Below are 14,384 nucleotides of genomic sequence, written 5' to 3' on the forward strand. Positions count from 1 at the left end.
ATCTTTTCTGTTTTTTTGTTTTGCGCATTTTTTTATAGTCAGAGAATACGGCAATGCTGAATTCTCGGCGCATCAAAATAAATAAAAAAGTCCCTTCACTCCACGCACTAATCGCAAAAAGCGATCAGATGCAGGGGTGAAAGGACTCGTATGAATTCATTTCACGGTACCACCCGGCTTTCCGATATTCTCGTGAATATCGACTCAGCGGCAATCCGTTGATTCGGAATGTCTGTTTTGATAACAAGTGCGGTTAACACTTGGCCGATTCTACTAAAATGCAGTTCAAGTCGGCGCTCAAAGGCGAGTACGCAATCAGTGGAGCTGCCGGATTTCACCATGTTCCGGCTCTCTGCAAGCTCCTTAGCTAATTGCTTTTTCCTTTTCATTGCTTTACTCATGTGTTTAAGTTGTCGGAAAAATGTTTGTGACCCCAATAATACGGCGATTATTTTTTTTGTCAATAGATTATTTTTGTAATTGATCAATTTGATGATCAGAACGAGCGCGGCGGGTGTACCTTTGAATCAATTTTTTTATTTTGTTTTGAATTTGTTGTTGACAGAAGCCAATCACGAGTAGTAGACTGGCGTTACTCGAAAAAAACGAAGCGAAAGGAAGTCTTATCATGAGCATTGTCCGTCGATTGCAAAACCTGCTGAATGAATTGTTGCAAGGGCTAGCCGCTTTGACTCAGCCTAACTTCATTCTTTAGTAGGACACAGCAATCGTGCGGAGATGAGCAGGAGGATTCGTGTCCTGTTCATGTGCTGTATGGGATGACATAACTTTCGTAAAACCCATTCATTCATGAATGGGTTATTTTTTTACACTTTTTTAGTCGTTTGCTCATTTTGAGAGGGAAGGGGAAGTAAAAAAAGTGGAGACAGATGAAGATCGTCATGAGCAGTGCAGAATGATAGAGAGATAACATTTTTTAGAAAACAAATAGGGTGAGGAGTAATCGTTATGGATGCAGAAGGTGTCATCAGTAATCAAAAGGTTCAAAGAAAACAGAAATCCTATGAAGTTGAAACGGAGCATTATTCTGAAAAGCAGAAACAGGAATTAGAGGCGCGTATCAATAACCTTCCGGTGACTAAAACGATGTATCGTATTTTTACTTTGATCACATTAGGTATGGTTCTTGACGGCTTTGACGTCTACCTGGCAGGAGGTGTGCTTGGCCAGCTCGTGCAAACCGGGTGGTCATCACTCACACTCAATGCCGCTTTTATCTCAACAACATTTATCGGCTTATTTATTGGATCAGTGGTTACCGGATTTGTCGGAGATTGGAAAGGACGCCAATTCGCTTATCAGATCAATTTATTCATCTTCGGCATCGCGTCGCTCGCGAGCTTTTTTGCACCCAATATGACGACACTCATTATATTTCGAGGCATCAGCGGCATTGGACTGGGCGCTGAAATTGTTACGGGTTTCGCGTTATTAGGCGAATTTGTCCCTGCAGGTTCACGTGGAAAATGGGTAGGCAGTCTATCTGTTTTTGCCAACTGTTCCGCTCCCATCGCTACATTCCTAGGCTTTATGATCATTCCAACAATCGGTTGGCGTTGGATGTTTGCGATCGCCGGTGTATTATCAATTATTGTCTGGTATTTCAGACGCAGTCTTCCGGAATCGCCTAGATGGTATTTTTCTCAAGGCAAATTCAGCAAAGCGGAAAAGATTGTTGAAATTTTTGAAACAGAGGCAAGAACTAGTGGAAAAGCTGCGGTCAGTCATGATCAGCATTCGATTAATCAGATTATTACAAAGCAGAGCCGCTATAGTGAATTGTTTACTAAAGCGATGATCAAACGGACGATTCTCGGATGCATGATATTAGCGGCAATCAATACTGCCGCCTACACTTTTGTCACCTGGGTTCCCACATTGCTCGTAGGCAGCGGAATCACTATTTCTAAGTCGCTCGGCTACACGGCACTTATGATGATCGGGGCTCCGGTTGGCGCTTTTATTGGCCGCATAACCGTTGATCGCATTGGTCGTAAATGGATGATCGTCGGCGCATTCGTGATGACGGCAATTCTGGGCTATGTTTATGCGTTTCAGCATCAACCTGCCGCACTCATGATTATTGGTTTTCTGATGACCGTTTGCCTGTATATCCTTATGGCTGTCGGACTCTCTATCTATGTTCCTGAACTCTTTTCCACACGTCTTCGTATGCGTGGGAATGGAACGGCACAGGCGGTTGGACGCCTTTTTACGATTGTGACGCCATACCTGGTTGCCTGGCTGATCACCTATCAAGGAATTCTATCTGTTTTCATTAGTATTGGCGTAATGCTGGCGGTTGTTGCGGTATTAACAATCCTTTGGGGACCGGAAACAAAGCAACAAATTCTTAAGTAATTATTTTCTCAATCTCAATGATGGTATCCACTGTGTTGTCCTGTGGATACCTTTTTTGCACTGATAAGAAAGTATAAAAAAATTAAAGATCCAAGGAAACGTGTAAGCGGTTCGAAAAAACGCCGCGTCCTGCGGCTCATCGGACACTAGGCCGTCCATGGCCGTCGCAACTAAGTCTTTGCCTTCGCCGGTACGACGATAAGGTTATAAGATGCGGTTGGGCGATCAGGTAAGCGCCCAATCTGAAAAATAGACGGAAAAATTCCGCTTATCGAATCGAAAAACGTGAAAATGGAGGTTTTTTCCTGTGCTTAACCGGAAAAACTACCCTTATTTACTTGTGAAACAAGCGTCATGATGCATATAACCGGAAAATCTCCGCTTATTTTACTCCGCTGTAAGGAACCTTCGCTAACAATAGAAGAACTTTCGCTAAGTACGCATAGGTCCTGCAAGCAACACGAAAGTCACCGCATCCTGCGGAAGTAAAGACCGGACGCTCTTTGCCCGGTTTTTCATACGTAAGAATTCAAATGATTTGACAGCCGCAATTATGATTGTGTACACTTTGATTGTGCAAAACCAAAGAGAGCGGGATGCAATTGGAGTCTTTATTCCTTCAGGATCATTTATGTTTTTCTATATACGCATGTTCTCGCGCAATTTCGCGAATGTATCAGCCATTATTGAAAAAAATGGACATTACTTACCCACAGTATCTTGTTCTGCTTGTTTTATGGGAGAAAAATGAGTGTTCGGTAAAGCAATTGGGCGAACTGCTCGACCTGGATTCCGGTACATTGACCCCTCTTCTCAAACGAATGGAGGGAAAAGGGCTCATTGTTCGGAAACGTTCCCAGCAAGACGAGCGCGTTGTGACCGCTCAATTGACGGACAAGGGAACGGCACTGCAATCTGAAGCTGCCTGCATTCCTTCGTCACTCCTTCAATCGAGTGGCATGGCGATCGGTGAGATTCAAAAATTAAATCAGACGATAAAAGTATTGACGCAGCATGTGACACGGTTTAACGGAGCATTGCAATCAGATAAGAGTGAAGAATGAATTCTATTTTTTTTTGAGATAAAAATTGTGCAAAATATAATTTCATGCAATACAAATAAGGGGGTGATGGCAAACAGGTAGTTTGGTACTGCAACAGTTACGTTACTTAAAATGTATTTAATAAATTGGAGGGAATAGAATGAGTGAAGAACGTACAGGAGTCGCAACAATAAAGGGCAATCCCATAACTTTGATCGGACCCGAGCTGAAGGTAGGGGATAAGGCACCAGATTTCACGATCAATAAAGATCTGATTGAGGAAGCGGGCCTTGCTGATTACGATGGAAAAATTAAATTGATCTCTGTAGTACCTTCTTTGGACACATCTGTTTGTGACGCACAGACACGTCGCTTTAACCAGGAGGCGGCAGCTCTTGGAGATCAAGTGGCTGTTCTTACCATATCTGTTGATCTGCCTTTTGCGCAGAGTCGTTTCTGTTCTGTGGCGGGTATTGAGAATTTGGATACGCTCTCCGATTATAAATTCCATTCATTTGGCAAAAGCTATGGCGTTCTGATTAAAGAATTGCAGCTGGATATGCGGTCAATTTTTATCCTGGATAAAGAAAATACGATTCAATATGTGGAATATCTAGCGGAAATGACCGAACATCCAGATTATGATGCCGCGCTCGATGCGGTTAAAGCTCTGTTGTAATCGGACAGCATACGCATCTTCAGCCTGTTAAAATATATGTTACATGCAAAAAAAGAGATCAATAGCCGTTCAGCTGTGATCTCTTTTTTCTGCGCTGCTCATTTAATGGACGTTTTATCATCAAACACCCTTTCGCTCAAATCATCGAAGTGATACAAGTATAGATCTTCCAGGTTTGCCGTTGCTTTGACTGCTGTTTGAGTAGGCTTTTCATCACTATAGAAAAAGGGCATCACTCTTCGATTAGAGAAGATGATGCCTTTTTTTGTAAGTAAAGAAAGTTTATTATTTTGCACGTTATCAAACCAATAGACCAGTGTCTTGGCCGAGAATCAAAGCGGAGGTACGAGACGCCTGCGGGATTAGCGTGCCGGCGAGACCCCGCAGATTTCTGCCTGTTTGAGGAGGCTCGCGGTGCGCCCGCGGCAAGCGAGTAACCGAAGCGACGATTATTCAGCACTGAAAAGACACAAAACCATCACACAGGGCTGGAGATTAAGGACCGGGCGCTTTTTGCCCGGTTTTTCTTCAGTGTTTTGAAAACCCTAGGCTATGCCTAGGGTTCCGGAGAGCTTCAAGCGATGTATCAAAAAAAGCCTCACCTCGTGTTAAGATAAATTTCGGTTCGCCAACCAAATTTATCAGCCAAAGGGAGACTTTTTAATGCCATCTGATGTAAATAGTTTAGCACATACAAAATGGAATTGTAAGTATCATATAGTTTTTGCACCAAAGTACCGAAGACAAATTATCTATGGAAAGCTTAAAAAAGATATAGGCATGATTTTAAGACAGTTAAGTGAGCGAAAAGGTGTAGAAATTATCGAAGCCCAAGCCTGTAAAGATCACATACACATGATGGTCAGTATACCGCCGAAGATAAGCGTTGCAGCTTTTATCGGCTATCTCAAAGGAAAAAGCAGTTTAATGATCTTTGATCGACATGCGAACTTGAAATACCGATATGGAAATCGAAAATTTTGGTGCAGGGGATACTATGTGGATACAGTAGGAAGAAATAAGAAAGTGATTGCAGAATACATTCGCAACCAGATACAAGAGGATGTAGTCGCAGAGCAATTAAGCATGTTTGAACATATTGATCCGTTTACTGGAGAAGAGGTCAAACGCAAAAAAAAGAAAAAATAGAAGTCCCCCTTTTAGGGGTGCCGGGGAAGTAGTGCGGTTGGCGGACGCCTCGGTGCCCTTTTAAGGGCTGGCCAGTAACAAAGGCTTTCAGCCGCAGAGCAAACCACCCGTTCACACGGGTGGTTTTGATTATGTGCGCCCGGCATGGACGACAGCTAGGCGGTGAAAGTCCGCTACAGGCTTGGCAGTAGGAACTGTTAGCCAAAGGCAAGGGTGTCCACCGTGAGGTGGAATCTGAAGGAAGCCGGAGGCAAACTTCTGGGCTGATGAACAAGAACTGCATACTAAGGCTGAATAGAGACGGATAAGCCTGCGTAACAAGGTGAAGTCCAATACTGCCCGAATCTCAAACAGTATATGCAGCAGCCACATGGAAGGAAAGCGGTCGTTCTTACCCGGGGAGATCTTACAGGGGCCTCCGACAAGAGGAAAGAAAATTTCCACAGAAGCAACCGAGCCAGTGATGGTTTGGTGAACTGTAAGAAGTCAGCAGAAGCCATAGTAGTCCGACAGGACGAAGGGCTGAACAATAGTAATCTTGGAAGCAGCGGAGGTGTGAGTCATGCGACAATCACAGACAACATCAAAAGATGGCTATCTATCGAAGAATAGGATGGAATCCGAAGGTACGGTAGAAGTGTGCAGTACGACTCACGGTGAAACTGAAAGAAGAGATGGTGTGCATGATCTCATCACGAGAATCACCGACCGAATGAACTTAAATCGAGCCTATAAGCGTGTTAAGGCGAATAAAGGATCAGCCGGAATTGATGGAATGACCGTTGATGAACTCTTTCCCTTTCTCATGCGAAATAGGGATGAGCTTATCCAACAGATCACGAATGGCTCGTACGAGCCACAACCGGTAAAACGTGTGGAAATTCCCAAACCCGATGGATCAAAAAGAAACCTTGGCGTTCCGACTGTTTGTGACCGACTGGTGCAACAAGCGATCCTTCAAGTGATGGAACGAATCGTTGATCCGACGTTCTCAGACAACAGCTTTGGCTTCCGCCCGCACCGCAGTGCCCATAACGCAATGAAACGCGTCAAGGCTTACTACGAAGCAGGATATAGATATGCGGTGGATCTTGATTTAAAAGCCTACTTTGACACAGTGAATCATGATCAGTTGATGTATTGCGTGGAAAAACGGATTAAGGACAAAATCGTCCTTCAACTCATTCGCAAGTTCCTGCGCAGTGGTGTGCATACGAATGGAAAGGTTGTACCGACCGAGGCCGGTGTTCCCCAGGGGGGGAATCTCTCGCCCATTCTAGGCAACATTTATCTTGATCAACTGGACAAGGAACTGGAACGAAGAGGACATAAGTTTGTTCGCTATGCCGACGACTGTACGATCTACGTCAAAAGCAGAAGAGCGGGCGAACGAGTCATGAAGAGCATCACCACCTTTCTGGAAGATAAACTGAAACTAACCGTCAATCGGGAGAAAACTCAGGTCGGCAGCCCAACGAAACTTAAATTTCTTGGATTCTGCCTGCACACGACCAAGCAGGGATTGGGATTTCGCCCCCACATCAAGTCGAAAAAGCGCTTTGAGCGAAAGCTCAAACAACTGACGAAAAGAAGCCGAAGCGGTAACATCCGTGGGATCGTTAAAGAAATTAATGAAGTAACCACAGGATGGATCAACTACTATGGCATAAGCTATATGAAGAGCTATATTCGGCATATTGATCAGTGGCTCCGGCGAAGAATTCGCCAGATCATTTGGAAACGTTGGAAGAAAGTCAAGACGAGATATAAAAGTCTCATGAAACTTAACGTTCCAAAACCAAAAGCATGGGAATGGGCAAATACACGAAAAGGCTACTGGCGCATCGCCTGTAGCCATATCTTACATCGGTCGATCACAAACAAAATACTCGAACAGGTGGGACTCAAAAATCTAGTCCATCTGTTCGAGCATGTACACTTAAGCTATTGAACCGCCGTATACGGACCCGTACGTACGGTGGTGTGAGAGGTCGGAGAAATTATCTCCTCCTACTCGATAAGATAAAGAAAGTATGTGATTTATTGCCAAATCAAAAGTCTGTGAACCAAACACGTAGGTGCGAGACTCCTGCGGGATCGGCGAGCAACCGAAGCACATTCAATAACAGGCTGGTTTAAAGAACGGGCGCGCACAGTTTTTCCAAATTTAACAACATAGTATAAACGCACATGGTATAATCTTAAGAATTTAATAAGAAGTTGTTAAACAGAAATCTCCTTTTTGAATGCTTTAATAGTGTTCAGAAGGGAGTTAGTTCATGTGCGTGGAAAAAGTGTGGGTTTTCTATTGCTTTTATTTGTTTTCATTTTCTTTAGCTTTCAGATCTGGAAATTACCTGCCATTTCTATCTCTCAGGTGCCTTTGCAGCGTGAGATAGATAAAAGTGTGCTGTCATTTTCTTCGTCAACGCGGATACATAGTCGGCAAGCCGTTCTTGTCTCTGTTTCATCAAAAAAAGTTCTGTTTCAAAAAAGAGGCGAGGAAAAAGCTTATCCGGCATCCTTGACGAAAATGATGACGGCAATCCTTGCAATCGAACACTACAATGATTTGCAAAAAACAGTAAGAATCCCTGCGCAACTGTATAATTCATTGAATCAATCGGGAGCCTCCATGGCTGGATTTTTACCCAATGAAAAGCCGAAAATTATTGACTTGCTTTATGGAACCATGCTTCCTTCAGGTGCGGACGCTGCCGAGACACTTGCTCTATCTGTATCCGGATCGGAAAATGCCTTCGTTTCGATGATGAATCGGAAAGCGGCCGAGATCGGCATGAAGCACACGCATTTTACAAATCCGAGCGGACTGCACGATCCCAATCACTATACAACGGCGAGGGATATGTCACTACTCCTCCTATACGCTTTAAAAAATCCTGTATTTCACCAGATTTTTACAACTCATAGCTATCAGATCTCCCCAACAAATTTTCACCCGAACGGAATGATCGTTCAAAGCACACTTTTTCAAAAAATGGGGAATAGTTCAATTAATGGAGGCGCAATTATAGGTGGAAAAACCGGATATACAGATGAAGCCGGATTATGCTTGGCATCGCTTGCACAAATAGACGGACAAACTTACAATCTGATTACACTCGGTGCTCCGGGTGATCACAACACAATCCAGTACGACATTGAAGATGCCAAGTTAATCTACAACCAATTCGAATAGGAGCGCAAGCAAAGCGGATAAGGAAGTGAACGCAGAATGATTCATCGATTGAAAGTAAATGAATGGGTAAAGACAAGAAATTGGGTGGATATGCAGCTCTTCTTAAAAGCCCTGTTGTGGTTGCTGTTCTTCATCTACTTGTTTGTCTTGCTGAAAATTGATCTGTTTGAACAAGGTCGGAGTTGGGCAGCTTCTCGCTCTGTTAATTGGGTACCGATGAATCGGATCAATACTCTTTTTTATTTATCGGATCATCATGATCCAGGCTATCAAACCGCTTTGCTGCGCACGTTCCAATCATTTGCAATCTTTATACCTATGGGTTTTCTTGTGCCAGCATTAAGGAAAAAAGCAATGGAATTCGAACAATTTATCGGCGTGCCCTTGGCTATTGCTCTTTCAATCGAATTTGCCCAATATGTATTGATGACCGGACGCAGTGATGTGGATGACCTAATTCTGAATGTCTTGGGGAGCATGCTCGGTTTTGCGCTTTGGCATCTTTTCTGCGAATGGATTCCGATGCATCGCATAAATCGCTATACTCGCATTTTCCTAATAACTCTATTAATCAGCATTTGCCTGTTGTTATTTAATTATGATGGAATGACATTCGACGGTTCAGCAGATATCAACAGAGACACGATTGGCGTCACTCTGGGTATTCCCGAGTATACTGGGGCATTTCTCAGAGGAAACAAGCATGATTTGATTATGAAAACCGATCCTGATCAGGGGAACATACAGGTGACCATTTCGATTAATGAATCAACGAAACTGTATTTGGAAAAGGCAACAGATTATGGTGATTCATCAAAAACCGCAGCTCTAAAAAAAATAACGGTAAACCGAATGCGGCAAGTTGATGAAAATGCAAAGATTCGTGTTTGGGGAAAACAGCTTCCTACCACATTTCTCGCAGAATTTGTGATTGTTCGTTAAGTTTACAAGGCATTGATGAAATATAGTATGAAAAAAGAACCGATACTAAATACCCTTCAATATTTTCGCTCAAAATTATATGATAAAATAGTAGTGAAAAATGCTAATAATTACCAATTGAATAAATGAAAAAAGCAAACTAACCGAAAGTTTAGGACGCAAAGCCACGGGTCTAATGCGAAAGCGATGACAGCCGGGTTACCATTGGACATAGAAGCTGTGATCAACATGTCACGGCTTTTTTTGTTAATAAATAGTGGAGGTTTTACGATGGGGAAATACAGTGTTGTGACAACGGGGAATGACATCAGTGTCGTGTGTGAAGGTGTTTTTACGATGGAGGACGCATCAGGGTATGTGGAAGAATTCAAAAAAGCTGCTGCTCAAGTCAATCCGGCAACCAGTCATTTGGTGCTTGACGGTTCCGAACTGAGAGTCTCTTCACAGGAAATGGTTGGTATGCTCACGAACATCATTGCTATGTACAAGGATATGGGCTTCCAGGACATAACTATGGATTTAGGTAAAAGTGCGGTCGTTAAAATGCAAATTAGGCGTTTAGCTAAAGAAGCCGGGCTTACTCAATTCAAATTGCTTTGAAAAAAATCAAATGAAGTAAGGCTGAGCTATGCATTTATCAGACTATGCTGAATAGAGAGGCCAAATCTATCAATGTATTAACTTTGCTTATGGAGGAGTGCGTGTGATCAATGTGAACGTGTTAGGGATTGACGTGTATCACGGTAAAAAGATTGTTTCCAATGATACATACATCAACCACTTTAAGGAAAAAGGAAAGGACTACACACATTTTTTCGAAGATGTTATAGGAATGGACAAGCGGTATTTGATTGATTCGCAAACTGAGAACAGTCTGACTATGGCGATAGCCGCCGCCAAAAAAGTGCTCAATAAAGCGGGGATTAGAGGCACTGATCTTGATATGATTGTGCTCTCCAGCTTTTTCCCGGAATTTACAGTACCACCAAGCTCCATTAAACTGCACCAGGCTATCGGTGCAAAACCCGAATGTGTCTGCCTTGATCTTAATGGAAATTGCGCCGGAATGATATTATCTCTTGATAATGTCACAAAGTATATGTCGGTTACAAAGAACGTAAATCGAGCGTTGATCGTTGGATCCGATTACATTAATTCGGTAGTTAATCCGGATAATGAGCTTTGCTATGGACATTTTGGTGATGCTGCATGTGCCATTATACTAGAGAAAACAAAAGAAGATCGTGGACTTCTTGGTGCGAAATGTCGAATTAATTCGCTTGAACATAATAACATTTTGTTTCCCGGTTGTGGCGTATCTAAATTGCATGATACAGCTCGTAATGAATGGCTGCTTGATTGGAAACCCTTTGAAAATGTTTCACTTGATTCAGCGGCACAGAACATGCGCGATCTGCTTCAGGAAAACCACCTTACGCCGGGCGATGTGAGCATGTTCTGTTTTTCACAGTATGCCTATGCCAATGTTGTTGATCTTCGAGAATTACTAGGTATTGATGAATCACGCTCGCTGTTTATTGGCAGCGAATATGGTTACACCGGAGCGAGCAGTCCATTTATTGCTTTTTACGAAGCACTCAGACAAGGAAGTGTGAAGCGTGGCGACTATGTGATGTTCTGGACGATTGGTGCCGGTTCACAAAATATTGCTGTTCTTTTACGCTACTGAATTAAGAAAAGCTTGGATATAATAAACGGTTTAAAGTGAAAAATGTATTAAAATCTGACCCAATGCTACAATTGGGCCGGATTTTTTTTGCATAATTTTGACGTGTCTTTATCCAGAGTAACATTGGGTATTTAATAAGGAAAATAAAAATGTTATTATTTAAATGACAATGATATTCATTTTCATCTAAAGCTTATAGTTGAAAGAAGGTTATTATAAAATGGCAGATGTTCTAATTGTCTTTGCCAGTGAGACAGGCAACACTGAAGAAATGGCGCAGAAAATAGCTGAAGGTGTTAAGCGGACGGGAGTTAATCCGGTTGTTAAGGATGTCCTACAACTATCTGTGTCGGAATTTGATGGTTACAATGGCATTATGTTTGGCAGCTTCACTGATGGAATGGGCGACCTGCCTTACTCCGTCGAAGACTTCCTTGATACACTCAACGATAATGATCTCCAAGGGAAAGCTGCCGCATGCTTTGGTTCGGGTGACAGCAGCTACGGGCTTTTTGCGGCTGCCGTTGATACTATTCAAGAAACGCTTGCACGTTGTGGAGCAGAAATTATTGAGGATAATTTCAAAGTTGAACTCTCAATGACGAAAGAGGAATGCGAACAGGCAATACAATTAGGCGAATCTTTTGCGAAAAAGCTTCTCGCAAAATGAGAAGATTAAAATGAACATAAACAGTAAGCGAAAAGCAGATCAGATCAAATGGTCTGCTTTTTTAGGGTCACGTTGTAAACGACTTTGGAATTCATTATCTTTTTTTTATTGCTTTTAAATGCTGAATATGTATGCCTATATGACCGATACCGAGTAAAAGAGCAGAAGCGATAAGCCAAATAACTTTCCCATAAATGCCCAGGAGAAGAAAAGCTGTAACAGGCAAACTCGCAAGTGGTACAGGAACCCCGCAAAAACTACGGTAAAAAATATTTTCTGTATGTTCATCGATAAAATAGCGAACCCAACAAATCTCGTAGACTAACATTAGCACAAATGATACGATAATCCACAAACTCCATAGTGAAAATGGAGCAATGTTAAAATCACTAAAAATCAATACGCTGCATGTACAACATACTTGCCCGATACGTTCCAACACTAATAATCGTTTGTCTTCTTGGCTGTAATCATAATCTATCGGCTGATGCTTACTCCAAACGATGTTGGGAATAAATAGCATCAATAAATAGATTAGACCAACATACGAAAACCCTAAGTGTCCTAACATAGGATAGCTCCTTTCATAGTAAACATAGCCCCTTTCTCAGACTATGTTCTGTCTAACCATTACCCAATGGAAATTAATAATGGAAGATAGATAAAGCTGAGAATGGTTGTAATGGTGACGATTAATGAGGCGAGCTCTGAATCTCCATCAAATTTCTCAATCAACATGACGCTGTTCACCGCGGCAGGCATGCTGATTTCGACGAGCAGAACGGATGCGAGCATACCGTGGATACCTAGTGCAATTAATACACCCTTGGCGATGATGGGTACAATGATCAAACGAAGGAATACACCGATCCATACTTCGGGACGTCGAATGCCCGACATTTTGGTATTGCCAAGTTTAATGCCAAGAATCAAGAGAACAAGTACTGGGTAAGCCGCACCAAGCATGTGAGCAGCGGTAGCAGTTCCCACGGGCAGATGCAGTTGTGTCAAGACAAGCAATGTTCCGGCAAGGGAAGCGTAGATAAGTGGTGATTTCAGAATATGCACAATGGATTGCTTGCCGCTCAGTTCTGAGCGAGAAGCAATGTACATACCAAGGATGTTAACGAGAATGATTTGACCGATGACATAAACTGCTCCAAGAGAAAAACCGACTTGTCCGAATGCCAAAAGCAATACAGGGAGTCCATAGTTATTCGCGTTACTGAAGACTGTTGTCAGAGTCAGCGCTCGTGCACTCGGTTCCGGTAAATGGATGATTTTTGCGGTAATGATCGCGACAACCCACAGGGCAGCAGTCATGATGATTGAGAACATAAAAATATGAATGACATTATCGCCCTTCAGATGGGATTCAGAAAGAGCGGACAAAATCAGTGCCGGCGCGAGTATGTATAAACTGATGTCAGCAAGTAGCTTAGTATCAACGCTGCGTTTCTTTTGCAAAATTGCACCACAAATGCAGATAATCAGAATTGGGACACTGATTGATGTCAATAGATGAAAATATGCGGTCATGAACACGCCTCCAAAAGATCTGTTCTTTGGCAAAAAAGTTTTTCTCTATCATACCATTTTAATAGGAAATACATCGATTCTTTTGATTTGTACTCTCTTATGAAGAGGAAAATTTATGTAGTATAATAATAACCTGGAAGTTTAGATTAGCGAGAACTGAACTTATTTGATGAGAGGCAAAAGTCTAATTTGATGTAGGTGATTTCTCTTGTTTCAAGAACACGCAAACGTTATATGGGGTACAAAATGCAGACAGTGCGGAACTCCTTGCGGCATGTTACAGAAAAAACATCATCCATGGGATGAAACAACTTTTAGATTAAAAATAAATTGCCCACAATGTGGATCAAAAGGCTGCTGAAGATTATTATAATCAACGAATCTACAGTTATTTTCAAACGATCCATGGAACAGTCCTTGATTTAGGTTGTGGAGGCGGCTTTTTAAGCAGATTCATGTTAGCGAACAACCCAGTCACGAAAGTCTATGGACTTGACCGAGGTGAAGAATGTGCGAATGAGTTGGCAGACTTAACCAAGAATGGTAAATTTCAATTTATCCAGGCGGATGTCAGTCACCTAAATAATTTGTTTGCGGAGCGCAGTCTTGATTTTCTTGTCAGCCGTGATGTCTTCATGTTTATTTCGAATACAGACCGTTATTTTAATGATGTGACGAAGCTGGTGAATTGCGGCATCCGTCAGATGGGCTGGTTTATGAAAGATAGCCGACGGATGAAGAATCATCTGAGACCCGAACAGATTGCACACGAATATCGGCAAAGAGGCTGGACCGTCCATCTTGAGTCACTCGATTGGTACAAGAGCGGGTATTTTATTCGTGCAGATCGATAGTATCATTATTATAATTTGCTTTGCAGATCTATAATTAAAGAAATTATTATGTTGCACAGTTGACGTGAGATGCGCAGCATAAGCGTAAGAGTCGAGGTTAGAACGAACGCTCGAAAAGTTAGACCGAATCCCTGGAAAGTTCAACCGAAGACCAGAAGTTCAACCTAACGAGTGAAAAGTTAAACCGAACACGTGGGAAGTTCAACCGAAGAGAGGAAAAGTTGAACGCTGATAATT

The 14,384-nt window shown here is 42.4% G+C and carries 14 protein-coding genes and 1 riboswitch; of the genes, 11 read left to right on the forward strand and 3 right to left on the reverse strand.

Features of this window, described 5'->3' with window-relative positions:
• Positions 1 to 161: 161 nt before the first annotated feature.
• A complete protein-coding gene (locus ABWW58_RS02870) occupies positions 162 to 389 on the reverse strand; it encodes a hypothetical protein (protein WP_353867741.1) in 228 nt (75 codons plus the stop codon).
• A 580-nt stretch (positions 390 to 969) separates the two neighbouring features.
• On the opposite strand from ABWW58_RS02870, the gene ABWW58_RS02875 reads away from it, so the two are divergent.
• From ABWW58_RS02875 to ABWW58_RS02920, 10 genes are all read left to right on the forward strand, one after another.
• Positions 970 to 2,382 (forward strand): MFS transporter, encoded by a 1,413-nt coding sequence (locus ABWW58_RS02875; protein ID WP_353867742.1) that lies wholly within the window; start codon positions 970 to 972, stop codon positions 2,380 to 2,382.
• 671 nt (positions 2,383 to 3,053) lie between these two features.
• On the forward strand, positions 3,054 to 3,446 hold the full coding sequence (locus ABWW58_RS02880) for a MarR family winged helix-turn-helix transcriptional regulator (protein WP_445783406.1): 393 nt from the start codon (positions 3,054 to 3,056) through the stop codon (positions 3,444 to 3,446).
• A 139-nt stretch (positions 3,447 to 3,585) separates the two neighbouring features.
• Positions 3,586 to 4,104 carry a thiol peroxidase gene (gene tpx / locus ABWW58_RS02885; RefSeq protein ID WP_353867744.1) on the forward strand — a complete coding sequence of 173 codons (519 nt, stop codon included), beginning with the start codon at positions 3,586 to 3,588 and terminating at the stop codon, positions 4,102 to 4,104.
• Between the two features lie 663 nt (positions 4,105 to 4,767).
• A complete protein-coding gene (gene tnpA / locus ABWW58_RS02890; protein WP_353867745.1) occupies positions 4,768 to 5,253 on the forward strand; it encodes an IS200/IS605 family transposase in 486 nt (161 codons plus the stop codon).
• A 562-nt stretch (positions 5,254 to 5,815) separates the two neighbouring features.
• Positions 5,816 to 7,204: a group II intron reverse transcriptase/maturase gene (gene ltrA / locus ABWW58_RS02895; protein ID WP_353867335.1), complete on the forward strand. Its 1,389-nt coding sequence runs from the start codon at positions 5,816 to 5,818 to the stop codon at positions 7,202 to 7,204.
• A gap of 330 nt (positions 7,205 to 7,534) precedes the next feature.
• The gene (locus ABWW58_RS02900; RefSeq protein WP_353867746.1) at positions 7,535 to 8,452 is read left to right on the forward strand and encodes a D-alanyl-D-alanine carboxypeptidase family protein; all 918 of its coding nucleotides are present in this window, start codon (positions 7,535 to 7,537) and stop codon (positions 8,450 to 8,452) included.
• A 36-nt stretch (positions 8,453 to 8,488) separates the two neighbouring features.
• Positions 8,489 to 9,394, forward strand: a complete 906-nt coding sequence (locus ABWW58_RS02905; protein WP_353867747.1) for a VanZ family protein — start codon at positions 8,489 to 8,491, stop codon at positions 9,392 to 9,394.
• 123 nt (positions 9,395 to 9,517) lie between these two features.
• Positions 9,518 to 9,600: riboswitch (cyclic di-GMP riboswitch) on the forward strand.
• 64 nt (positions 9,601 to 9,664) lie between these two features.
• The gene (locus ABWW58_RS02910; protein WP_093674288.1) at positions 9,665 to 9,994 is read left to right on the forward strand and encodes a hypothetical protein; all 330 of its coding nucleotides are present in this window, start codon (positions 9,665 to 9,667) and stop codon (positions 9,992 to 9,994) included.
• Positions 9,995 to 10,097: 103 nt separating this feature from the next.
• Entirely contained in the window at positions 10,098 to 11,084 is a 987-nt protein-coding gene (locus ABWW58_RS02915) for a 3-oxoacyl-[acyl-carrier-protein] synthase III C-terminal domain-containing protein (RefSeq protein WP_093674286.1), read from the forward strand.
• Between the two features lie 220 nt (positions 11,085 to 11,304).
• The gene (locus tag ABWW58_RS02920; protein ID WP_353867748.1) at positions 11,305 to 11,754 is read left to right on the forward strand and encodes a flavodoxin; all 450 of its coding nucleotides are present in this window, start codon (positions 11,305 to 11,307) and stop codon (positions 11,752 to 11,754) included.
• A 94-nt stretch (positions 11,755 to 11,848) separates the two neighbouring features.
• On the opposite strand, the gene ABWW58_RS02925 is transcribed toward ABWW58_RS02920, so the two are convergent.
• Together ABWW58_RS02925 and ABWW58_RS02930 are read right to left on the reverse strand one after the other, a co-directional pair.
• The gene (locus ABWW58_RS02925; protein ID WP_353867749.1) at positions 11,849 to 12,325 is read right to left on the reverse strand and encodes a hypothetical protein; all 477 of its coding nucleotides are present in this window, start codon (positions 12,323 to 12,325) and stop codon (positions 11,849 to 11,851) included.
• Positions 12,326 to 12,384: 59 nt separating this feature from the next.
• Positions 12,385 to 13,293, reverse strand: a complete 909-nt coding sequence (locus tag ABWW58_RS02930) for an AEC family transporter (RefSeq protein ID WP_353867750.1) — start codon at positions 13,291 to 13,293, stop codon at positions 12,385 to 12,387.
• 341 nt (positions 13,294 to 13,634) lie between these two features.
• Here ABWW58_RS02930 and ABWW58_RS02935 point away from each other — a divergent pair, with 341 nt between their 5' ends.
• Complete coding sequence (locus tag ABWW58_RS02935; protein WP_353867751.1) at positions 13,635 to 14,147, forward strand: class I SAM-dependent methyltransferase; 513 nt, start codon at positions 13,635 to 13,637, stop codon at positions 14,145 to 14,147.
• Positions 14,148 to 14,384: the final 237 nt, after the last annotated feature.

The sequence above is a fragment of the Sporolactobacillus caesalpiniae genome (genome assembly GCF_040513385.1).
Lineage (GTDB): Bacteria > Bacillota > Bacilli > Bacillales > Sporolactobacillaceae > Sporolactobacillus.

What these genes read in the sequence shown, in the direction of transcription:
- ABWW58_RS02920 (WP_353867748.1), top strand. Translation starts at nt 11,305, where the DNA reads ATGGCAGATGTTCTAATTGTCTTTGCCAGTGAGACAGGCAACACTGAA.
- ltrA (WP_353867335.1), top strand. Translation starts at nt 5,816, where the DNA reads ATGCGACAATCACAGACAACATCAAAAGATGGCTATCTATCGAAGAAT.
- ABWW58_RS02905 (WP_353867747.1), top strand. Translation starts at nt 8,489, where the DNA reads ATGATTCATCGATTGAAAGTAAATGAATGGGTAAAGACAAGAAATTGG.
- ABWW58_RS02930 (WP_353867750.1), bottom strand. Translation starts at nt 13,293, where the DNA reads ATGACCGCATATTTTCATCTATTGACATCAATCAGTGTCCCAATTCTG.
- ABWW58_RS02870 (WP_353867741.1), bottom strand. Translation starts at nt 389, where the DNA reads ATGAAAAGGAAAAAGCAATTAGCTAAGGAGCTTGCAGAGAGCCGGAAC.
- tpx (WP_353867744.1), top strand. Translation starts at nt 3,586, where the DNA reads ATGAGTGAAGAACGTACAGGAGTCGCAACAATAAAGGGCAATCCCATA.
- ABWW58_RS02875 (WP_353867742.1), top strand. Translation starts at nt 970, where the DNA reads ATGGATGCAGAAGGTGTCATCAGTAATCAAAAGGTTCAAAGAAAACAG.
- ABWW58_RS02880 (WP_445783406.1), top strand. Translation starts at nt 3,054, where the DNA reads ATGTATCAGCCATTATTGAAAAAAATGGACATTACTTACCCACAGTAT.
- ABWW58_RS02910 (WP_093674288.1), top strand. Translation starts at nt 9,665, where the DNA reads ATGGGGAAATACAGTGTTGTGACAACGGGGAATGACATCAGTGTCGTG.
- tnpA (WP_353867745.1), top strand. Translation starts at nt 4,768, where the DNA reads ATGCCATCTGATGTAAATAGTTTAGCACATACAAAATGGAATTGTAAG.
- ABWW58_RS02925 (WP_353867749.1), bottom strand. Translation starts at nt 12,325, where the DNA reads ATGTTAGGACACTTAGGGTTTTCGTATGTTGGTCTAATCTATTTATTG.